This is a genomic window from Klebsiella sp. AqSCr, from assembly GCF_008452795.1.
Lineage (GTDB): Bacteria > Pseudomonadota > Gammaproteobacteria > Enterobacterales > Enterobacteriaceae > Klebsiella > Klebsiella pneumoniae.
Genome location: NZ_MJDM01000005.1, coordinates 2,973,792 through 2,995,051, shown reverse-complemented (window position 1 = coordinate 2,995,051; position 21,260 = coordinate 2,973,792). Strand labels below are relative to the sequence as shown.

Annotated in this window: 21 protein-coding genes; 13 read left to right on the top strand and 8 right to left on the bottom strand. The window is 57.6% G+C overall.

The features are described from left to right. Positions 1-40: 40 nt before the first annotated feature. Entirely contained in the window at positions 41-2,764 is a 2,724-nt protein-coding gene (locus BHE81_RS18715) for a cation-transporting P-type ATPase (protein WP_023302204.1), read from the bottom strand. 502 nt (positions 2,765-3,266) lie between these two features. Between BHE81_RS18715 and BHE81_RS18705 the strand changes: the two genes are divergently transcribed. Further along, positions 3,267-3,515 (top strand): DUF1158 domain-containing protein, encoded by a 249-nt coding sequence (locus BHE81_RS18705; protein ID WP_002893037.1) that lies wholly within the window; start codon positions 3,267-3,269, stop codon positions 3,513-3,515. 17 nt (positions 3,516-3,532) lie between these two features. On the opposite strand, the gene BHE81_RS18700 is transcribed toward BHE81_RS18705, so the two are convergent. Further along, positions 3,533-3,874, bottom strand: a complete 342-nt coding sequence (locus BHE81_RS18700) for a RamA family antibiotic efflux transcriptional regulator (RefSeq protein ID WP_002893035.1) — start codon at positions 3,872-3,874, stop codon at positions 3,533-3,535. 30 nt (positions 3,875-3,904) lie between these two features. Continuing rightward, the gene (locus BHE81_RS18695) at positions 3,905-5,020 is read right to left on the bottom strand and encodes an MBL fold metallo-hydrolase (RefSeq protein WP_020316605.1); all 1,116 of its coding nucleotides are present in this window, start codon (positions 5,018-5,020) and stop codon (positions 3,905-3,907) included. A 179-nt stretch (positions 5,021-5,199) separates the two neighbouring features. Between BHE81_RS18695 and BHE81_RS18690 the strand changes: the two genes are divergently transcribed. The 9 genes from BHE81_RS18690 (at position 5,200) to BHE81_RS18650 (ending at position 11,812) form a co-directional block, all read left to right on the top strand. Then, entirely contained in the window at positions 5,200-5,781 is a 582-nt protein-coding gene (locus BHE81_RS18690; protein WP_004176968.1) for a TetR/AcrR family transcriptional regulator, read from the top strand. After that, positions 5,781-6,149, top strand: coding sequence for an MmcQ/YjbR family DNA-binding protein (locus BHE81_RS18685; RefSeq protein WP_023342943.1), 369 nt, complete (start codon positions 5,781-5,783; stop codon positions 6,147-6,149). Before BHE81_RS18690 ends, BHE81_RS18685 begins: the two co-directional genes overlap by 1 nt. Before the next feature lie 119 nt (positions 6,150-6,268). Continuing rightward, positions 6,269-6,922 carry an oxygen-insensitive NAD(P)H nitroreductase gene (gene nfsB, locus BHE81_RS18680; RefSeq protein ID WP_004178896.1) on the top strand — a complete coding sequence of 218 codons (654 nt, stop codon included), beginning with the start codon at positions 6,269-6,271 and terminating at the stop codon, positions 6,920-6,922. 247 nt (positions 6,923-7,169) lie between these two features. Further along, entirely contained in the window at positions 7,170-7,604 is a 435-nt protein-coding gene (locus BHE81_RS18675; protein ID WP_002893017.1) for a PTS sugar transporter subunit IIA, read from the top strand. Then, on the top strand, positions 7,597-8,067 hold the full coding sequence (locus BHE81_RS18670) for a PTS sugar transporter subunit IIB (protein ID WP_004176974.1): 471 nt from the start codon (positions 7,597-7,599) through the stop codon (positions 8,065-8,067). The genes BHE81_RS18675 and BHE81_RS18670 overlap by 8 nt, the downstream gene beginning before the upstream one ends. A gap of 14 nt (positions 8,068-8,081) precedes the next feature. Then, a complete protein-coding gene (locus BHE81_RS18665) occupies positions 8,082-8,825 on the top strand; it encodes a PTS mannose/fructose/sorbose/N-acetylgalactosamine transporter subunit IIC (protein WP_004183295.1) in 744 nt (247 codons plus the stop codon). Positions 8,826-8,827: 2 nt separating this feature from the next. After that, positions 8,828-9,682 carry a PTS system mannose/fructose/sorbose family transporter subunit IID gene (locus BHE81_RS18660; protein ID WP_004176976.1) on the top strand — a complete coding sequence of 285 codons (855 nt, stop codon included), beginning with the start codon at positions 8,828-8,830 and terminating at the stop codon, positions 9,680-9,682. 17 nt (positions 9,683-9,699) lie between these two features. Continuing rightward, the gene (locus tag BHE81_RS18655; RefSeq protein WP_002893005.1) at positions 9,700-10,761 is read left to right on the top strand and encodes an SIS domain-containing protein; all 1,062 of its coding nucleotides are present in this window, start codon (positions 9,700-9,702) and stop codon (positions 10,759-10,761) included. 64 nt (positions 10,762-10,825) lie between these two features. Next, positions 10,826-11,812, top strand: a complete 987-nt coding sequence (locus tag BHE81_RS18650) for an SIS domain-containing protein (RefSeq protein WP_004147471.1) — start codon at positions 10,826-10,828, stop codon at positions 11,810-11,812. Positions 11,813-11,864: 52 nt separating this feature from the next. Here the strand turns inward: BHE81_RS18650 and BHE81_RS18645 are convergent, their stop codons facing one another. The 3 genes from BHE81_RS18645 to BHE81_RS18630 all read right to left on the bottom strand — a co-directional run bounded on the left by BHE81_RS18645 (position 11,865) and on the right by BHE81_RS18630 (position 17,011). Further along, positions 11,865-14,594 carry a sigma 54-interacting transcriptional regulator gene (locus BHE81_RS18645; RefSeq protein ID WP_023302205.1) on the bottom strand — a complete coding sequence of 910 codons (2,730 nt, stop codon included), beginning with the start codon at positions 14,592-14,594 and terminating at the stop codon, positions 11,865-11,867. A 96-nt stretch (positions 14,595-14,690) separates the two neighbouring features. Then, positions 14,691-15,725, bottom strand: a complete 1,035-nt coding sequence (locus BHE81_RS18640) for a DUF2157 domain-containing protein (RefSeq protein ID WP_002892998.1) — start codon at positions 15,723-15,725, stop codon at positions 14,691-14,693. 638 nt (positions 15,726-16,363) lie between these two features. Continuing rightward, complete coding sequence (locus tag BHE81_RS18630) at positions 16,364-17,011, bottom strand: TetR/AcrR family transcriptional regulator (protein ID WP_004181564.1); 648 nt, start codon at positions 17,009-17,011, stop codon at positions 16,364-16,366. Positions 17,012-17,091: 80 nt separating this feature from the next. On the opposite strand from BHE81_RS18630, the gene BHE81_RS18625 reads away from it, so the two are divergent. Next, positions 17,092-18,585, top strand: coding sequence for an MDR family MFS transporter (locus BHE81_RS18625; RefSeq protein WP_149888818.1), 1,494 nt, complete (start codon positions 17,092-17,094; stop codon positions 18,583-18,585). On the opposite strand, the gene BHE81_RS18620 is transcribed toward BHE81_RS18625, so the two are convergent. Then, on the bottom strand, positions 18,582-19,496 hold the full coding sequence (locus BHE81_RS18620; protein ID WP_002923020.1) for a LysR family transcriptional regulator: 915 nt from the start codon (positions 19,494-19,496) through the stop codon (positions 18,582-18,584). The genes BHE81_RS18625 and BHE81_RS18620 overlap by 4 nt on opposite strands. Positions 19,497-19,591: 95 nt before the next feature. On the opposite strand from BHE81_RS18620, the gene BHE81_RS18615 reads away from it, so the two are divergent. Both BHE81_RS18615 and BHE81_RS18610 read left to right on the top strand, forming a co-directional pair. Then, positions 19,592-20,218, top strand: coding sequence for a pyridoxamine 5'-phosphate oxidase family protein (locus tag BHE81_RS18615; protein WP_021440922.1), 627 nt, complete (start codon positions 19,592-19,594; stop codon positions 20,216-20,218). A gap of 2 nt (positions 20,219-20,220) precedes the next feature. Next, a complete protein-coding gene (locus tag BHE81_RS18610) occupies positions 20,221-20,691 on the top strand; it encodes a DUF1348 family protein (RefSeq protein ID WP_021440921.1) in 471 nt (156 codons plus the stop codon). Between the two features lie 20 nt (positions 20,692-20,711). Here the strand turns inward: BHE81_RS18610 and BHE81_RS18605 are convergent, their stop codons facing one another. After that, positions 20,712-21,248, bottom strand: coding sequence for a carboxymuconolactone decarboxylase family protein (locus BHE81_RS18605; protein ID WP_004145017.1), 537 nt, complete (start codon positions 21,246-21,248; stop codon positions 20,712-20,714). Positions 21,249-21,260 lie beyond the last annotated feature (12 nt).

Here is a 21,260-nt window from a genome sequence, read left to right as displayed (position 1 = left end):
CGACAGTAACGCGCGCCTGCAGCGAGGCGCGCGAGATTGTTCAGGCCGTTTTGCGGAACCGGCGCGTCAGACGCTTCTCGATTTCCACCACCAGGAACATGGCGACGCCGATGACCAGAGTGACAAACCAGTAGCGCAGCGGCAGCGCTTCCGTACCAAACATGCTCTGCATCAGCGGGACATAGATAATGACCAGCTGCATCAGCAGCAGGACGCCGGTCACCAGCCAGATGCCTTTGTTGCGCAGCAGACCCATGCTCAGGGAGAAGCTGTCGCTGCTGCGGCAGTTGATCATGTAGACCCACTGCGCCGTCACCAGCATCTGCAGCAGCACGGTGCGGATAAACTCCGGACTGTGGCCGCGCGGCGCCAGCCAGGCCTCAAGGATAAAGGCGGCAATCGCGATCATCGACCCGACGAAAGCCACTCGCCACACGGCGAAACCATCCATCACATGCTGGCCGGTTTTACGCGGCGGACGGTTCATCACGTTGCGCTCTGCGGCCTCAAAGGCCAGGCCGAAGGAGAGCGTCGCCGACGTCGCCATGTTCATCCACAGGATCAGCACCGGGGTCAGCGGAATAATGTTCCCCGCCAGCAGGGCGATGATGATCAGCAGCCCCTGCGCCAGGTTGGTCGGCATGATGAAGAGGATGGTCTTCTTCAGGTTGTCATAGACCCGACGGCCCTCTTTTACCGAGCTGGCGATGGTGGCGAAGTTATCATCGGTCAACACCATGTCGGCCGCCTCTTTGGTGACTTCGGTGCCTTTGATACCCATGGCGATACCCACGTCGGCCTGGCGCAGCGCCGGCGCGTCGTTAACGCCGTCGCCGGTCATGCCGACCACTTCGCCGTTATCCTGCAGGGCTTTAACCAGGCGCAGCTTATGCTCCGGGCTGGTACGGGCAAAGATGTCGTACTCCACCGCCGCCTTTGCCAGCGCCGCATCGTCCATGTGCTCCAGCTGGTAGCCGGTCATGGCCTGGCTGCTGTTGGTGATCCCCAGCATCTGGCCGATGCTCATCGCCGTCTGCGGGTGGTCGCCGGTGATCATTTTCACGCGGATGCCCGCGGTCTGGCAGGCGTGGATGGCGTCAATGGCTTCCGGACGCGGGGGATCCATCATCCCGGCGATGCCGAGGAAAATCAGTCCCTCCTGCAGGTCCTCATGGTTGAGGGTGGTGGCATCAAGGCTGGCCGGCTTACAGGCCGCCGCCACCATCCGCAGTCCCTGACGGGCGAAGCGCGCCATCTCCTCTTCCCAGTACTGCGCCTCGAACGGCACCGCGCCGTGGCGGCTCATCTGCTCGCGGCACATGGCGAAGATAACGTCCGGCGCACCGGTGATCAGCACCCGGGCATTGCCATCGATGTGCTGCAGGGTCGACATATATTTGTACTGCGAGTCAAAGGGGATCTTGGCCACCAGACGGGCCTCCACCGCCGGGAGCTGCGCTTTCGCCGCCAGCACTTTAAGCGCCCCTTCGGTCGGCCCGCCGGTGATCCCCCACAGACCGCGCTCATCCTGGGTAAGCTGGCTGTCGTTACACAGGTCGATGGTGCGCAGCCAGGTCTCCAGCACGGTGCCGGGCTGAACCTGCACGGGCTCATCGCTCCCCTCGAGGAAGATCCGCCCCTGCGGCTCGTAGCTGTCGCCTTCCACCCGATAGCAGCAGTCGGCGGTGATGATCGCTTTGACGGTCATTTCGTTCATCGTCAGGGTGCCGGTTTTATCCGAGCAGACCACGGTCATGGCGCCGAGGGTTTCCACGGTCGGCAGCTTACGAATAATCGCCCGCTTGCGCGCCATCGTCTGCACGCCGAGCGACAGAATAATCGAGATGATCGCCGGCAGTCCTTCCGGTACCGCGGCTACCGCCAGGCTAATCAGCGACAGCAGCAGCTCGCCCATCGGGATATCCCGCAGCGCGAGGCTGAAGATAAACAGCGCCACCATCATGGCGAGAATAATGGCGAAAATCGCTTTGCCGAGCTTATCCATCTGCACCAGCAGCGGGGTACGGTGCTTCTCAATACCCGCCATCATCTGGTTGATATGGCCGAGTTCGGTCTGCGCGCCGGTGGCGGTCACCACGCCGACGCCGCCGCCGGCGCTGACGGTGGTCCCGGAGAAGACCATGTTCACCCGGTCGCCCAGCGGCAGATCGCCCTCCAGCGCGTCGGTGATTTTATCCACCACCGTCGACTCGCCGGTGAGGATCGCCTCTTCCACCCGCAGGTTGTGGGTTTCAATCAGGCGCATATCCGCCGGCACGCGGTCGCCGGCGCGCAGGATAACGATATCCCCCGGAACCAGGTCGCGCGTCGGGATAGTCTCATGCTTGCCGTTACGCTGGACGCGGGCATCGCTGGAGAGCATGTTGCGGATCCCCTGCAGCGATTTTTCGGCGTTGCTCTCCTGGATATGGCCGATCAGGGCGTTAATCACCGTCACGCCGAGGATCACCAGGGTATCGACCCAGTGCCCCATGATGGCGGTCAGCGCCGCGGCGGCCAGCAGCACGTAAATCAGTACGTCGTTAAAGTGGGCGAGAAAGCGCAGCCAGCCCGGTTTGCCTTTCTTTTCCGGCAGCGCATTCGGCCCACAGGTATTCAGGCGCTCGGCGGCGTCTGCGGAACTTAACCCAGCGGCCTGGCTTTTGGTCTGCGCCAGCACTGCGTCAACGGTCTGCTGCCAGACCTGCCGTGGCGCGGTGTCGCCCGAGGGCGTCGTAAACTTTGGGTTATTTATCTTGGTCAATTTACATTTTCCTTATAAATTCCGTGAGTCGGAAAGCCTGAAATCATTCCTGGCCAATGAAGTAAAAGAGGGCAAAAATGCCGATAAAAATGTGAACCAATACAAGTCTAAATTTTTCGCAAAATAAAAATTTTGTGATAAGTTAATTCCACAAACCAACTATTACAGAATATTAATAAACCAAAACTAAACGAGGTAAAATATGTTTGGAATCTACCGCGGGCGCCGTCTGGCGCTGTACATCGCGTTAGCTATCATCATTGCTACGCTGGTGGGATATAGCACTTACAGTTTTGTAAAAGCGCTGGCATAATAATGACGTTAATTTACACCTAGCTGCAATTAACTTAATTACAAATTATTTCAGATTAATTAACATGAGAGCTAAAGGCAGGCGATAATATTTAAAATAGTCGTGTTATAGCGAGTAAAAAAACGAAGCATATTGCGTTAAGCATTATTTTACCGGACAATATGTTTTTTAACTGATGATTAACATGACATGAAACATCCACTGGAAACGCTGCTCTCCGCCGCCGGGATCTTACTGCTGGCCCTGCTCTCCTGTCTGCTGTTGCCCGCGCCTTCGCTGGGCCTGACGCTGGCGCAAAAGCTGGTTGAGACATTCCATATGATGGATCTCAACCAGCTCTATACGGTGCTGTTTTGTCTGTGGTTCTTAGCGCTGGGCGCCATTGAGTATCTGGTGCTGCGCTGGGTGTGGCGTCGCTGGTTTTCCCTCGAGCGTTAAACCAGGAGAGGCGCGCCTCAGTGGGCGCGACTGTGGTTCTCTTTGCGGTAGGCGCCCGGCGGCTGATTGAAGGTCCGGGTAAAGACGCGGGTAAAGGTCTGTTGCGAATCAAAGCCATACTTGAGGCAGATATCGTAGACCCGCTGATCGGTGTCGCGCAGATCGCGGGCGGCCAGCAGCAGCTTCCTTTCGCGAATATAGCGCCCCAGGCTCTCCCCTTTGTACTGTAAAAACAGCCGTTGCAGATGCCATTTCGAATACCCGGCATGGCGAGCGATATCATCAATACGCAGCGGTTGATGCAGGTTATCATCAATCCACTCGACGATAGTATCAATCACCTGAGCGGAAATCGTCATATGCTCTCTCCTCTGATACTGCACTGGCGCTTAGCGCCACCAGGCGTTAAATGATTGCGTCTTATCGGCGACCCACACCGGCTCGCCCTGCACAGGCGTCAGCAGACGCCAGGCCCTTCCTTCGCTGGCAGCCGCCAGCCGTTGATACGGTTCATCCCAGCTGTGTTTCGCCAAAACGAATCGTCCTGCATGCCCAGGCAGCACCGCGCGAGCGCGCAGATCGTCGGCAGCCTGAGCCGTTTCATCCGGCATCATGTGGATATATTTCCAGTCCTGGTCATACTGCCCGTTCTCCATGATCGCCAGATCGACCGGACCGAACTCATCGCCTATCGCTTTAAAGTGCGGCCCATACCCGCTGTCGCCGCTGTAATAAATCTTTTGCTGCGGGGTAACGAACAGAAAACTGGCCCACAGCGTCTGGTTACGCTTCAGCCCACGGCCGGAAAAGTGCCGCGCCGGCAGCACGTGGACGGTGAGCTCGTCGCTGGCCGGTACCGCCTGCTGCCAGTCCGCTTCGGTAATCAGCGCCCCGTCCATTCCCCAGTAGCGCAGATGCGATCCGACCCCCAGCGGCGTAATGACCCGCTTAATTTTCGGCAGTAAGGCGCGAATGGTGGCGTAATCCAGATGGTCGTAGTGATCGTGGGAGATGATCAGCAGATCGATCTCCGGCATCCCTTCCGCCCGCCACGGATAGTCGCCGGGGAAGGCTTTATTGATAAAAGAGAACGGCGCCGCGTAATCGCTGAACACTGGGTCGATCAGGATGCGTTTTCCCGCCAGCTGCAGGTACCAGGAGGAGTGGCCGAGCCAGACCATCACGTCCTGCCCGAGGGGCAGCGTCGCCAGATCGGTCTTCACCAGCGGCAGCGGTTGCGCGGGACGTGCGTTTTCCCGTTTGGTCATCAGGAAATCCCACCACGCCGCCAGCATATTTTTCTGCCCGGTGAACCCTGGCGTGGGCAACTGGTTATGGAACTGGCCGTCCCGGTAGTGGGGAGACGCTTCCACCTGGCTAAGCTGTGCCCCCTGCGGCGCCTTACCAAAACCGGCATTAAGAACAAACGGCAATGTCGTTGCTGCTGCGAGTAACATGATGGCGACCACGCTGAAAGTGACACGGTTCATATCCTGACCAGACAAAAGCCCCCATCCCGGAGGCTTTATGATATAACTTGATTATGAGTGAGTACGCACTCATTATTAGGAAAGCGATGAAAGTCGTCAAGACGATTTTCAATTTTTGCGTTCCGCCGTTGCAGCGACCTGGTCAGACGTGCCAAGATCGGCGGTTTGTTTAAACCTGCGTGAGGAAAAAAGTAGTGGCTCGTCCAAAGAGTGAAGATAAAAAGCAAGCGTTACTGGAAGCTGCCACCGCGGCTTTCGCCCAGTCCGGCATAGCCGCCTCGACGTCGGCCATCGCCCGCAGCGCCGGTGTGGCCGAGGGAACGCTGTTTCGCTATTTCGCCACCAAGGATGAGTTGCTCAACGAGCTGTACCTCGCGATTAAGCTGCGCCTGGTGCGCACAATGATCGCCGGGCTGGATCCGGACGAGAAGCGCCCGAAAGAGAACGCGCGCAATATCTGGAACAGCTATATCGACTGGGGCGTGCGCAACCCGATGGAGCACAAAGCGATCCGCCGGATGGCGCTCAGCGAGCGCATCACCGACGAAACCCGCCGCCAGGTAAAAGAGAGCTTTCCGGAGCTCAACGAAATGTGCCAGCTGTCGGTGAAAGAGATATTCCTCAGCGAGGCGTACCGCGCCTTTGGCGACGCCCTGTTTCTGTCGCTGGCGGAAACCACCATCGAATTCGCCAGCCACGATCCGCAGCGCGCCCGGGAGATTATCGCCCTCGGCTTTGAAGCCATGTGGCACGCCCTGCATGAGGCGGACGCCTAATGACGCCGGAAACACTGCATCCCTGCGCTCACCGTATCGCCCTGACCTACCCGTTTACCGAGCACTGCTGGCCCTTTGGGCCAGAGTACGACGTGTTTAAGGTCGACGGCCGCATCTTTATGATCACCATGACTATTCGCGGCCGGGCGCTGGTCAATCTCAAGGCCGAGCCGCAGAAGTCGCTGCTGAATCAGCAAATTTATCGCAGTCTCGAACCCGGCTACCATATGAACAAGAAACACTGGATCACGGTGGTGCCAGGAGAGGATATCAGCGAGGATCTGCTGGCCGAGCTGATTGACGATTCGTGGCATCAGGTGGTGAACAAGCTGAGTAAAAAGGCGCAGCAGCGCCTGCGTCCGCGCTGATTTTCAGCCAAATGCGATAAGTGTTATCGCATTTTTCACCCTTATCATTTTGCGATCTTCGCTGTACTCTTCCTCTCCTGAACGCACCGGTAAGGTGCTGTAAACTGTGAGGAAGAGTTATGGATATCGTATCGGTCGCTTTGAAGCGCTATTCCACCAAGGCCTTTGACGCCACGAAAAAGCTGACTGCCGGGGAAGCGGAACAGCTGAAAACGCTGCTGCAGTACAGCCCGTCTAGCACCAACTCCCAGCCGTGGCACTTTATTGTCGCCAGCACCGATGAAGGCAAAGCTCGCGTGGCGAAAGCCGCCAGCGGCACCTACGTGTTCAACGAACGTAAAATTCTCGACGCCTCGCACGTGGTGGTGTTCTGCGCGAAAACCGCGATGGACGACGCCTGGCTGCAGCGCGTGGTGGATCAGGAAGAGGCCGATGGCCGTTTCGCCACCCCGGACGCAAAAGCCGCTAACCACAAGGGTCGCACTTTCTTTGCCGATATGCACCGCAAAGAGCTGAAAGATGACGATCAGTGGATGGCAAAGCAGGTGTATCTCAACGTCGGCAATTTCCTGCTGGGCGTAGCGGCGATGGGCCTCGACGCCGTGCCGATTGAAGGGGTTGATTTTGCGATCCTCGATGAGGAATTTGACCTGAAAGCCCAGGGCTACACCAGCCTGGTGGTGGTCCCGGTTGGCCACCATAGCGTGGAGGATTTCAACGCTACCCTGCCGAAGTCGCGTCTGCCGCAGTCGACGACCATTACCGAGATTTAATTCCCTTCTGCCGGGAACGCCCGGGCCATGGCGCAGCAGCGTCTCGCCCGGGACTTTCTTCACCCACTCTTTCCCCCTCTTTTCTGCCGTTTGTGCCAAGTTTCTGGCGCTCATAATCCCGCTTGTGCCAGGAATAACGACTTTAGTGTGAACCAGACGATTTAATTAATTGATAAATAATACTTTTCATTTCTGGCACGCCCTTTGCTCTTAACAGATACCGCTATCTGGATGAAGGAGAAACCGGGTGAAACATATCTATGTGGCCAGCCACGGCCATTTTGCTCGCGGACTGGTGAACAGTTTGTCGCTGCTGATTGGCGACGAACACGGCGTTATCCCGGTCTGCGCCTATGACGAAGATATCGTGACCACCGAACAGCTGGAGCAAACCCTGGAGCATCTCATCGTCCAGGCGAATGGTGATGAAGTGGTGATCTTCACCGACCTGCTTGGCGGCAGTATCAACAATAGCGCCGTGAGCGTCTTGATGCGACATCGCAACGTTTTCGTGGTCGCCGGCATCAATCTGACTCTGCTGCTGGAGTTTCTGCTGTGCGAAGAAGCCACTACCGAGGCCGCGATTATCTACGCCACCAGCGCGGCGCGTGAATCCATTGTTTTCATCAATCCTCTAATAACACAACCATCCTCTGACCCACAGGGAGAATCTCATGATTAAACTCGTGCGCATTGATTATCGGCTGCTGCACGGCCAGGTGGTTTTTGCCTGGACCCGAGCGCTGGATATCGACCATATCATCGTCGCCAACGCCAAAGCCGCGGCGGATGCCTTCATTACGATGTCGCTTAACCTGGCAAAGCCAGCGGGCGTCACGCTGGACATCGCCACCGTTGAACAGGCGGCGGAAAAGCTTAACAGCGGCAAGTTGGATCATAAAAAAGTCATGGTGGTCCTGGGCAATACTGCGGAAACCCTCGCGCTAGTGGAAAAAGTCCCGGGAATTAGCGCAATTAATTACGGCGGTCTGCCACAGAAGGAAGGGGCAAGACAATTCGGCAAGGCCATCTATCTGACCGAAGAGGAAATCGCCCATAGCAGAGCGCTAAAAGAAAAAGGTATTCGGCTGGAGATGCGTCAGGTACCCGCCCACTCGGCTGAACTCCTTAACGACCAACTTTAACTTCGGAGGTCACTATGTTGCTCACCGCAACGTTACTCGGACTGATCGCTGCCCTGGGGATACTTGATGGCCGCCTGCTTGGGGTATCAATGATCGATCGACCGCTGGTGATGTGCGCCCTCACCGGTCTGGTCTGCGGTAATTTACATGAGGGGATTCTGATTGGCGCTACGCTGGAGCTTATTTTCCTCGGCAACGTCGCCATCGGCGCCGCGCACCCGCCAGATATCGTGACCGGTTCCGTATTGGCCACCGCGTTTTCGATCATGTCCGGTCGTGGTCCAGAGGCTGCGCTCACCATCGCCATCCCTGTCTCAATGCTGGCGCAGACGCTGGGAATCCTGGTGCGCGTGGTGAACGCCCGCTTTGGTCATCTGGCGGACCGCTATGCGGCACAGGGTAATACCCGAATGGTCGGCCTGATGCACCTCGCCGGTCCGACGCTACTCTATTTTTTAAACGGATTTCTACCGGTATTTTTTGCCATTCTGCTTGGTTCTTCGGCGGTAAGCTGGTTCCTGGAGGCCATTCCGCCGGTGATAACCAATGGATTGATCGTCGCCAGTAAGATCCTGCCAGCGCTCGGCTTCGCCCTGCTGATCAGCATGATGCTCAGCAGCAAACTGATGCCGTACCTCGGTCTGGGATTTCTGATAGCGGCATATACCAAACTGGATATCATCGCCATCGCGCTGTTCGCTGTGGTGTTGGCATTTATCATCAGCCAGTTCCTTAATCTTAAGCAGCAGGAGAGCTAATCATGAGCGAAATGACGCAAACTGTGACTGGCGCTACCCAGCCGCAAAGCGATGATGCAAGCCGCATCACCGCCCGCGATTTACGCAGCGTGTTCTGGCGCTCCTTTACGCTACAGGGCTCCTGGAACTACGAGCGCCAGCAGCATATGGGCTATGCCTTCGCAATGTCGCCAGCCCTGAAGCGCATCTATCAGGACCCAACGGAGCTGGGGCGCGCCCTGCAGCGTCATCTGGTGCTGTTTAACACCACGCCCCATCTCTCGACCTTTATCTTCGGCCTGTCGATTGCCATGGAAGAAGAGAACCAGCGTAACCCCGAATTTAATGAGGAGTCGATAAACGCGATTAAAACCAGCCTGATGGGGCCGCTGGCGGGCATCGGCGACTCCATATTCTGGGGATCATTAAAGGTTATCGCCGCCGGGATGGGTATCTATTTCGCCCAGCAGGGCAGCCTGCTGGGACCGATACTGGCGCTGTTAGTTTATAACCTGCCGCATCTTTTGTGCCGCTGGTATGGCCTGAAGCTCGGCTACCGGGCGGGTACGACCTGGCTGATGAGAATTTACCAAAGCGGCCTTATGGACCGGGTGACCTATATCGCATCAATTGTTGGCCTCATGGTCGTCGGCGCGATGACCGCCAGCATGATAGATATCACCACCCCGCTCAGCTTTACCGCCGGGCAGACCACCATGAAGGCGCAGGAGTTTATTGACAAAATACTTCCTTCGCTGCTGCCGCTGCTTTTCACCCTTGGGATGTACAAGTTGATCCGCAAGGGAGTCAATATTAACTGGATCCTGCTAGGAACCGTCGCGTTTGGCATGGCGGCCAGCGCGCTAGGCCTGCTTTAAGAAGAGGAATATCACCCATGCACGTAGAAGACTATATGAATGAAACACCCGCCTGTCTGCTCGCTATGCTGACGCAGACGCGGGAAGATCTATGGCAGGCGGCAAAAGCGCTAACGGAGCGCGGCGTCACGCGTATTATCCTGACCGGCTCCGGTACCTCTTATCACGGCGCGCTGACCGCCCGCTCGTTTATGCAGCAGTGGTGCGGGCTACCCGTTGATGTCTACTGGCCTTTTCTGCTGGATGATTCGGCGCTGACCCTCAGCGACAAAGCGCTGGTCATCGGCATTTCTCAGGGAGGCGGCAGCCTCTCTACCCTCGCCGCAATGGAACGCGCCCGGGCAGCCGGGCATCTTACCGCTTCCATGGCCGGGGAAGCGCCAGCCGTTATCGACCGGGCGGCAGATTTGGTCTTAACAGTACCCTGTGGAGAAGAGCGGGCTGGCGCCAAAACCAAAGGGTATCACTGCACCATACTTAATCTGATGCTGCTGGGGCTTGCTGTCGCCAGTCGCCAGCGGCGCCTGAGCGATGAGGAGCGCAAGGCGCTACTCGTCCGCATGGATACCACGTTTAATCATTTGCCTACGCTCATTGAGGCCTCGCAGGCGTGGGTTCTCAATCATGCCCGACCGCTTATCGACAGCGCGGACATTCGCCTGACCGGTCCGGCAAGGCTGTTTGGCACCGTTCAGGAAGGTGCGCTAAAGATGCTTGAAACGCTACGCTGTCCGGTTGCCGGTTACGAATTTGAGGAGTTCATCCACGGGATCTATAACGCCTTCGACGAGCGCTCTACCCTGATCATGCTCGATCCGTTTCCCGATGAGCGTCAGGATCGCCTGGCGGAAATACTTGGCGGCTGGACTCAGCATATTTATCGCATTGGTCCACAAGTCGAAAATAACGGCAAAAATATGCCCTTCGCATTTATTAACGATCCCGACTTTGCGGTCTTTGAATATATTATTCCGTTACAAATGGTTTGTGCCCGACTGCCGCCAGTGAAGGGCATCGATCCCGCAATACCGAAGGATCCGCATTTCCACCAGAAAATGAAAAGTAAACAACTCAATTAATTGACGCATAGTAAAAGTTATCCGCGTTTCAGCGGAGGACCCGTTACATCCCAAGGAGACCAATATGTCTATAGCTCATCAAAACGCACATACTATTATTCGCGATATTTTATCTAAGCAGCACATTGAGCGCGTATGGTTTGTTGGCTGCGGTGGTTCATTAACCGGTTTCTGGCCGGGGAAATATTTTCTCGATTGTGAAGCTAAAAAGCTGGCCGTCGGCTATGTTACCAGTAATGAATTTGTCCATGCGACGCCGAACGCGTTAGGTAAAAACAGCGTAGTGATCCTCGCCTCGCAGCAGGGCAACACCGCTGAAACGGTGGAAGCCGCCCGCATCGCGCGTCAGAAAGGCGCCGCCACTATTGGACTGGTATATACCCCCGGCACGCCGCTGTGCGAACACAGCGATTACACTATTGAATACTGCTGGGCGCGCTATCCCGAAACCGTCGATCCGACGCAGCAAAAAGCGGCATACAGCCTGTGGCTGGCGCTGGAAGTGCTTGCGCAAACTGAGGGATACGCCCATTACGATGAGATGGTCAGCGCCTTTGCCAGTTTTGAATCCGTGGTACGCGGCGCTCAGCAGCAGGTTCAGGCGGATGCGCGCCATTTTGCCGAAGCCTGGAAGACCGAAAAGGTCATCTACATGATGGGCAGCGGCCCCTCATTCGGCGCCGCGCATCAGGAATCCATCTGTATTCTGTTGGAGATGCAGTGGATTAACTCCGCCAGCATCCACAGCGGCGAGTATTTCCACGGCCCCTTTGAGATTACCGAAACGGGAACGCCGTTTATTTTATTAAAAAGCAGCGGCCGCACCCGCCCGCTGGATGATCGCGCGATCCGCTTTATCGAACGTTACCAGGGAAAACTGCAGATTATTGACGTGGAAAAGGTGGGAATCGACGCACTGCACGCCAGCGTGCGCGAATATTTCTGCGGCCTGCTGCACAACTGCGTACTGGATGTTTACAACCTGGCGCTGGCCACCGCTCGCAACCACCCGCTGACCACCCGCCGCTATATGTGGAAAGTCGAATATTGATTCGCTAACCGCCTGCCAGCCCCGGCGTAATTCTCCGGGGCTGCGTTGAGGATTACCAGCTAAAATCTTCAATACGTAATTCAAAAATATCGTGAATATAGCCAATTTCCGCTACCGGTAGCGCCACGTTATAGAGTATTTTCAGGCGCTGGAACGAGTGATTCACCATGGCAATAAATTCGCCATGCTGGCTGGTAAATTGCTCAAGATCTTTATAATGGCTAATTTCATTACGCATTACCAGACGCTCAATCATACAGCTGAGATGCACATATAAACTGATAATTAAGTTATTATTAAAATGAAAACCAAGCGTATTTTGCCACTCAGCGATAATGGTTTCGATATGACCCATGGTTTTTCCAGCATTCAGTATCGTCAGAGAGTTGACAACGTTATGCAGTGAAAACTCACGAACCATATTTTTATTAATCAGCGCAATTTGCTTTTCATTAAGATAGCCGCTTAAGAGCTGACTTAGATGTCGATGCCCCTGCTCGCCAAGTAGTTCCTCAATGCCAACCCAGGGCACTCCGGCCAGCTGCGGGTCGTGGGTACCCACGACCGCAATAACTTCATACTGGTGGAGCAACGATACCGCCGTACGACTGTTTTTTAAGCGCGTATACTCGCAGGCGATGATGTTAATATCAAAATCGTTGAGCAGGCTCTTCTCCATCAGATTTTTAAATTTAAATGCGGTACCGATACCTGTAATACAGGTCACCAGCAGCACACGCTCTTTTTTTTCTGCGGGCCAGAACACATCCCAACGCGACTGATTAAGCGGCACGATCTCTTCGGCGATTTGTTCGATGTTTTTTCCCAACGCGATCTCGCTGGCAACGTTCAGCGCCATGCGGGTCGTGACGTTATCCACCACTACCAGCGGGCCGTTAATCACCGACAAAAGCGCATCGGCAATCTCCTTGGTGTAGCCCATATCAATAAGCACCATCACACCCGCACGCGTGTCCGTATGCTGGAGATAATCAACCACGGCGCGACTGACATCGTTAAACGCCACCTCCATCGGCATATCCATGGCCTGGTAGATCTTCTCGCCAATCAGGCGGTTGGCAACGCCGGCAATGCTGCTGGCGGTCGAATAACCGTGGGCGATTATCAGCGCTTTCACTTTTCCGCCGCTGGTCGCATCGATAGCATTACTGACAATGGCGGTAATCGCCAGACGGTCAATCGTATCGATGAGCAGATCGTATTTATTATTGACGACATCCAGTAGTTTCTCCGCGATGCGTTGCGCCAGCCCCGCCGAGGAGTCCAGCCAGCGCTGCATCACCAGACGCACGGGCTCAGCAACGCTGCGCGGCGCCAGAGGGAGACTGGTGAGGTAGCGGCCGGTAAGATAAGCGAATTCGACATTTAGCTGAAGGTCATAATTGACAGCGATTGCTTTGCCCACATCTTCAATAAAGCGCAGCCGTTTGTCCTGCAGAGAGACCGTACTCTCCTGATTCATCAGCGCATCAAGATAGAGCGTCACGTTCTGATAAATAAGCTTTTCAAAGGTCCGCACGCTAATATTATCCTGAGCCAACTCCTCGCACAGGCTACAAATATTTTCCGTTAGCCGTTGGTATTCATGGTGACGACCAGAAAAAAGAGGCTGCGCGTCGCCATCGCGGTAAATCATAACCCGCTCGCTATTTTGCTGAAGGGTAAAAGGCGCATCCGCCAGTAATCGGTCGGGCAGCAAACCCGCTTTTATATGTAAAAGACCGCTATCACGTTCGCCAAATGTCCAGGCGCTGGCGCAAATATTGCGAATCAAATTTTCCAGCCCACCGACATTTCCTTCAAGCGTTTCACGCATTAGCTGGCTGACGATTTCGCCATCCAGCGCCAGATCGTGGTTCAAACGCTGGGCTTCACGGCGGAAAAAGTGGTGGATAAACGCCAGCCGCTCGAATTGGCCGCGTTCAGCGATCGGCAGAATTTTTACAATCACCGGAATACGGCGAATAAAGGTCGCCAGGAAGTGTTTTTCCAGATCCTCGGTTGAAGCAAAAATTAGCCGCACCGTGGCGCTGCGCTCGTCGGCGCTCTCCCCCAGCCGGCGCCAGCTACCGTTATCCATAAAATGAAACAACTTTTCCTGGCCTTCGGGCGGCAGCCGATGAACCTCATCGATAAACAACACCCCGCCGTTGCTGGTCTCGATAAGACCAGGAACGGCCTTATCGGCGCCGGTAAAGGCCCCCTTCGCATGACCAAATAACTTCGAGGTCAGTAGTTCTGGATTATTCGCGTACTCGGCGCAGTTAAATACGGTAAAAGGCGCATCGGCAGGTAAAATACCTTCATCTATTGCGTAGTGCCAGAGCTGGCGAGCTAGAAAACTTTTCCCGGTGCCAGTAGGGCCCCGCAGCAGCAGCGGCAGACCTGCGCCAGGGTAGCTGATGGCAGCCTTGCACTGGCGCAATGCTTCCTGCAGGCTGCCCTGCGCGCCAATCAGCTGCGCCAGACTATCCTGACGATCCGCGCACAGCGCCTGAATGGAGGCGTATTCGCCGTGCCGAACCGCCAGGCGGTGATGATCGCGCAGAACGGTAACGGGTAAAAACAGCACCGGGCGACCGTTCACTTTGACCACCCGCTGCTCGCGATGGAGATTATTCAGATGATGGCTGATGATGCTGCGTTTTTGCTTCAAGCTATCGGCGATGGCCATAGCGTTAAACTCGCCCAGCGCTTCCGCCGTCAGCGCTCGCCCGGCGATCCGTTGTTCTAGTTGGCGAAAAATCGACTCCTTATTCATCTCGCTCCCCTGTCAAAAGCGTAAAATTCGCTTATACGACAATTCGCGCAGGACGTCGCTGCCGCCAGCCACACTTCTTTAAAAACGCTTAATTTTTCATGGCTTAACGTTCCCCGCATGCCAGATGCGCTCGGCATAGCGGCCAATCACCGCCAGCGAGACGGCAAGGATCAGGAAAAACAGCACTTTGTGCATCCCGTTCCAGAAAAACTCAAAGAAACGGGTATAGAGATTGATCGCCAGGAAGGTTAGTCCGAAGCCGCGCAGCATTCCGTCATCGGTTTTCAGGCTGATAAAAATGCAGACGCCGGCCGCTACGGCAAACAGCAGCCCCCACGGCAGGAGTCGCGCCTGGCTCACCTGGTACCAGCTGTCTGCGTCGTAATTGCCGAAAATCGACATGATCCACAGCGCAATAAACAGGTACGTGAGGCCCATCGCCTTGCTGACGGTAAACAGCTGCCGCTGGCGAAGCAGGGATTGCGCGCCGTAGCAGAGCGCCAGCAGCGCGCCGCCGAACAGGACGAAGCGAATCGGGTAGTTCATGCCCAGCCAGTAGGCGCCCCACCCCGAGACGTAGCCGGTTTCCGCGCCGAACCAGTTGCCCAGCGCCAGCAGAAAAAAGAGCCACACCAGCCCGGAGCGGGCAATATAGCCGATGGCACCGTAAATCACGCATCCGGCCAGAAACAGCGGTGCGATATGGCCGCTGCCGTTATCCAGCCGTTCGCCAAGCTGCCATAGCGCCACCGCGGTAAAGACGACGCCCAGAAACAAAATCGCCTCGGTGCTGTAGTGCCACTGCGTCTCCCGCCGCTGGCGGCGAAAACCCCAGCCGTAGCAGACGACTGCCAGCAGCGCAGGCAGCAGGATCCGCATCAGCGCCGAGTGGCTGAACAGGCTCAGCAGCCACGCCACCAGCTCGCTGTCGGCGAACAGACTGCCCAGGGAAATCAGCACGCAGGCCAGCGCGGTCCAGAAGGCATAGCGGCTCAGGCGCCGCCAGTCGAAGGGGGAGACGCGCATCGTTTGCGCCAGCCGCTGGCTGTCCGAGGGGGTTAACTCCCCGCTGGCCTGCCAGGCATTCAGCGCGCGCTGAATAATGCGCTGCTCTTTTCGGGTTACGTTCATAGGCATTCCTTGAGACTGATGACAAACCTGTTTTCGCTAATATGCTCGCCTTTCTGCCGGGCAGCGGCTGTCGCCCTCCCCGGCCTACTTAACCATTTATATATCAGATTGTTACTCCTTACCGTAAGCCCGCGTAAGCGCAGCGCCGCCGAGCATGATATCAGGCGCGGAGCCGCTTTATTGCCGGGTGGCGGCTGGCGCCTTACCCGGCCTACGGTCCGTATCAGCCAGCCGTTAACTTACCCACTTGTGCGACTGAAACTGCAGGTGTTGCGGCCTCAACATCGCTGAGACGTTCCCGGAAGGCCGGGGCAGCCCGCATGGATGCGGGCTGAGGGCCGTGTTTTGCAGGGACGCTGCCTCGGCCCGACCCGAAGCCTGCAGGGATAAGTCGAAGGGACCGCGTAGCGGCGATGTTGCTGGCCGGAGCCCGGGGGTACAGGGGGCGGCGGCGACTGGCCGCCCCCTGTGCGCTCCCTGCGCCATAAGAGACATAGCGCAGAAGAAATATCGGGAGCGCAATCTGCCCGGACATAACACGGGAGTGGTAGCCCTGCTAAGCGCAGTGCGAGCAGGGAATATCCCGGATGGCGGCGCGTGGTGCCTTATCCGGACTACAAAAGCGTCAAAACCACGCCTTAACCTCCAACGCCGTGGCCCATTAACGCCAGCGCGTGGCTGACGATGGTCTGACGGTTGACCGCCTGTAAACGCGGATCGCTGTGGATGCGTGAAAATGGCACCAGCACCAGGCTAATCACCGTGGTAAACAGCAGCTCCGGCGCCAGCGCCGGATTGATCTTGCCTTCCTGCTGCCAGCGACGCACCGTCCCCAGCATCACCTGAAAACGCTCCTCGCCGAAGCGGGCATCCATATGCTGGCGCAGAATCGGCATTTCGCCGATGATCTCCTGCATCCACAGCGGCGCGAACCAGGCGTTTTTCTCCGCCATATGCGCCAGCGTCTCGACCATCATCGTCAGCGCCAGTACCGGGTCCTGTGGATGATCGACAAAGATGCGGCTGATGTGATTGCGCAGCGGCATAAAGCGCTCCTCAATCAGCTGAGTCACCAGCGCATCCCGCGAGCTGAAGTAGTAATGCAGCATCGCCGGCGTCACCCCGGCCTCTTTGGCGATGGCGTTCAACGATACGCGGCCCGCCCCGTCGCGGGCAAACAGCGTCAGGGCGATGTCCATCAACTGTTCGCGGTTGGCGGTACCCGGTTTTTTACCGCGCGGCCGACCCGGGCGGCGGGGAGCATCCTGATCCTTTTGTGCTGTCATGATATGGCGATCTCTTGACCCGACTCATTCTTTCACTAAATATTAATTATGCATTTAATTAATTTCAAGCGAGCGTTGTAATGACTACTCAAGTCGCAAACCCACCGGTGCAGTCGATACGCCTGCTGTTCAGCGCATTGCTGCTGGTGATGCTGCTTTCAGCGCTGGATCAGACCATTGTCTCCACCGCGCTGCCGACGATTGTCGGCGAACTGGGCGGGCTGGACAAGCTTTCCTGGGTGGTCACCGCCTATATCCTCAGCTCCACCATCGCGGTGCCGCTGTACGGTAAATTTGGCGATCTGTTCGGCCGCAAAATCGTGCTGCAGGTGGCGATTGGGCTGTTTCTCGTCGGCTCCGCGCTCTGCGGGCTGGCGCAGAATATGACCCAACTGGTGCTGATGCGCGGCCTGCAGGGGCTCGGCGGCGGCGGCCTGATGGTGATCAGCATGGCGGCGGTCGCCGACGTCATCCCGCCCGCCAACCGCGGCCGCTATCAGGGGCTGTTCGGCGGCGTTTTCGGCCTGGCGACGGTGATCGGCCCGCTGATCGGCGGTTTTCTGGTGCAGCACGCCTCCTGGCGCTGGATCTTCTATATCAACCTGCCGCTCGGCCTGTTCGCGCTGCTGGTGATCGGCGCGGTATTCCACAGCAGCAATAAACGCAGCCAGCATCAGATTGACTGGCTGGGGGCGATTTATCTCAGCATGGCGCTGCTGTGCATCATCCTGTTTACCTCGGAAGGGGGCAGCGTCCATGCGTGGAATGACCCGCAGCTGTGGTGCATTCTGGCCTTCGGCATCGTGGGGTTCATCGGCTTTATTTACGAAGAACGGATGGCCGCCGAGCCGATTATTCCGCTGGCGCTGTTCCGCAACCGCAGCTTCCTGCTGTGCAGCCTGATCGGCTTCGTCATCGGCATGTCGCTGTTCGGGTCAGTCACCTTCCTGCCGCTCTATCTGCAGGTGGTGAAGGAGGCGACGCCCACCGAAGCCGGGCTGCAGCTGATCCCTCTGATGGGCGGCCTGCTGCTGACCTCGATTATCAGCGGGCGGATTATCAGCCGTACCGGTAAATATCGCCTGTTTCCGATCCTCGGCACCCTGCTCGGCGTGACCGGCATGGTACTGCTGACCCGCATTACCATTCACTCGCCGCTGTGGCAGCTGTACCTGTTTACCGGCGTGCTGGGAGCGGGTCTGGGGCTGGTGATGCAGGTGCTGGTCCTGGCGGTGCAGAATGCGATGCCGGCGCAGATGTACGGCGTCGCCACCTCCGGCGTGACCCTGTTCCGCTCGATTGGCGGCTCCATCGGCGTGGCGCTGTTTGGCGCGGTGTTCACGCACGTGCTGCAGAGCAACCTGCAACAACTGCTGCCGGAAGGCGCGGTGCTGCCGCCGGGAATGAATCCGGTGGCGGTCCAGCACCTGCCCGCGGATATCCGCCTCGACTACCTCGACGCCTTCGGCGCGGCGATCCACGCGGCGTTTCTGATGGCGGCCGGCATTATGGCGGTGGCGTTTGTCCTCTCATGGCTGTTAAAGGCGGCGCCGCTGAAGACCGCGACGCATTAAGCGGCCCCGGCGATGCGCAGCAGTGCCTGACGCAGCGCCGGTGCGGCAAAATCGATAAATTTGCGCAGCTTAAGCGGCGCCAGATCCCGAGCGGTATACAGCAAATGGACCGGCGCCGGATCCGGCTCGACGTTTTCCAGCAGCAGACGGAGCTCCCCGTGGCGCAGGCCATCCAGCGCCTGATAATGCAGTAAGCGGGCCACCCCCACCCCCAGCCGCGCGGCATCGGCGGCGCTCTCCGGCGTGGTGACGGATAGCACCGGCGGCAGGTTAATCAGCTGGTCCTCGCGCTCAGCGGCGCGAAAGCGCCAGCCGCGATAGGGCATCGGCGATTCAATGCGGATGATCGGCAGCGCCGCCAGATCGCGCGGCCGCTGCGGCTCGCCGTATTTCGCCAGCAGCGCCGGATGGGCGCAGGCCACAATCCGCATGGTGCCGAGGCGGGTGGCCACCATGCTGCTGTCCGCCAGGTCGCCAATCCGCACCGCCAGATCGACATGGTCGCTCACCAGGTCGGCATTGCGATCGCTGAGCAGCAAACGGACGCGAATTAGCGGGTAGCGGGCGATAAATTCACTGATTACCGGAAGAACGTGCTGGCGTCCAAACATCGTTGGCGCGGAGATCACCAGCTCGCCTTTTGGCTCCTGATATTCGCCCGTCGCCTGGCGTTCGGCGTTTTCCACCTCCTCAAGGATCCGCCGCGCGGCGGCAACATAATCGACCCCGGCGTCGGTGAGCGTCAGTTTGCGGGTGGTTCGCGCCAGCAGGCGTACGCCCAGCGCGCTCTCCAGTTCGCCAATATGGCGGCTGACGGTGGTCAACGGCATATTCAGCGCCCGCGCTGCCGCCGACATGCTCCCCAGCTCGGTCACTTTCACCAGCAGCGCCATCGCGCTTAATCGATCCATTATTCTCCCGTTTTGCGGAAAGATGATTGCCACTTTACCCGTATTATCATTCTTTACAGTACAGTCCATGATGGCGCCAGACAACAGGAGGCGCTATGGCAGCAACCTTTCTCGATATCGCTATCACCCCGGACGTGATGGATGTGCAGCATGAAATGGGCAGCGACTCGCTGTGGCAAACGCCGCGCAGTCGCCGCCAGGCCGACCGCTTCGGCGACAGCGAAGCGGGGATGATCGCCACCCGCGACAGCTTTTATCTGGCGACGGTGTCGCAGAGCGGCTGGCCCTACATTCAGCATCGCGGCGGCCCGCCGGGGTTTCTGCATCTGCTGGATGACACCACCCTGGCGATGGCCGATTTCGGCGGTAACCGCCAGTACATTACTACCGGCAATCTGCGCGGCAGCGACCGGGCCTGCCTGTTTTTGATGGATTATCCGCGCCGTGCCAGGCTGAAAATCTACGCCACCGTCGAGGTCCTGGCGGCAGAGGACCACCCGCAGCTGCTGGCGCAGGTGGCGCCGGCCAACTATCGCGCCCGCATTGAACGTCTGTTTCTTTTTCATTTGCAGGCGTTTGACTGGAACTGCCCGCAGCACATTACGCCGCGCTACAGCGCGCAGCAGGTGGCGGAGTACAACCAGAACCTGCAGCAACGTATTCATGACCTGGAGCAGGAGAATCAGCGCCTGCAGCAGCAATTAGCCCGTAGAGGAGAGTAAGCATGACCGAACAACGTCCCCCGTTACCGCCGTTTACCCGCGACAGCGCTATCCAGAAGGTCCGCGCCGCGGAAGATGGCTGGAACAGCCGCGATGCGGAAAAAGTCGCCCTGGCCTACACCGTGGATAGCGAATGGCGCAACCGCAGCGAATTTGTCCACGGTCGGGGGCAAATTGTTGAGTTCCTGCAGCGAAAATGGCGCAAGGAGCAGCAATACCGGCTGATTAAGGAGCTGTGGGCATGGCAGGAGAATCGCATTGCCGTGCGCTTCGCCTATGAGTGGTGCGACGACAGCGGCAACTGGTTTCGCTCGTATGGCAATGAGAACTGGGAGTTTGATAAGCATGGACTGATGCAGACGCGCTACGCCTGCATCAACGATCTGCCAATTAGCGAAAGCGAGCGCCTGTTCCACTGGCCGCAGGGGCACCGCCCGGACGATCATCCGGGGCTCAGCGATCTGGGGCTGTAAAACCGGCGCTGCGCGACGGATTAATCGGCTTTCGGGAAGTCGACCACCGTGTCGTTAACCCGGTTCACCATGTTGGTGAACAGGATGGCGCTGATGGCGCTGATAATCTCAATCACCTGCTGGTCGCTAAAACCGGCGTTGCGCAGCGCGGCGACGTCGGCTTCCGGCAGCGTACCGGTGGTGGTCACCAGGGTCTGCGCGAATTTCACCAGCGCATCAAGCTGCGCCTCTTCCGCATACTCCCCGCGGCGCAGGGCATGGATCTGCTCGCTGCTGAAGCCGGCTTTTTTCGCCATCAGGGTGTGCGCGGCCAGGCAGTAGTCACAGCCGGTGGCTTCGCTGACCGACAGATTAATCGCCTCCAGCTGTTGGGCGCTGAGGCTGCCTTTATGGAGCATCGCATTGTGCGCCAGCGCCTGCTGCAGCGCCGCCGGCGAGTGGCCGCCGATGGTCAGGTAGGCGTTCGGCACTTTGCCCATCGCTTTTTTGATCCCGGCGAAAATATCGGCGGCCTTGCCGGTGGCGTCTTGTTCACGGATATCTGCTAAACGGCTCATGGTTAACTCCTG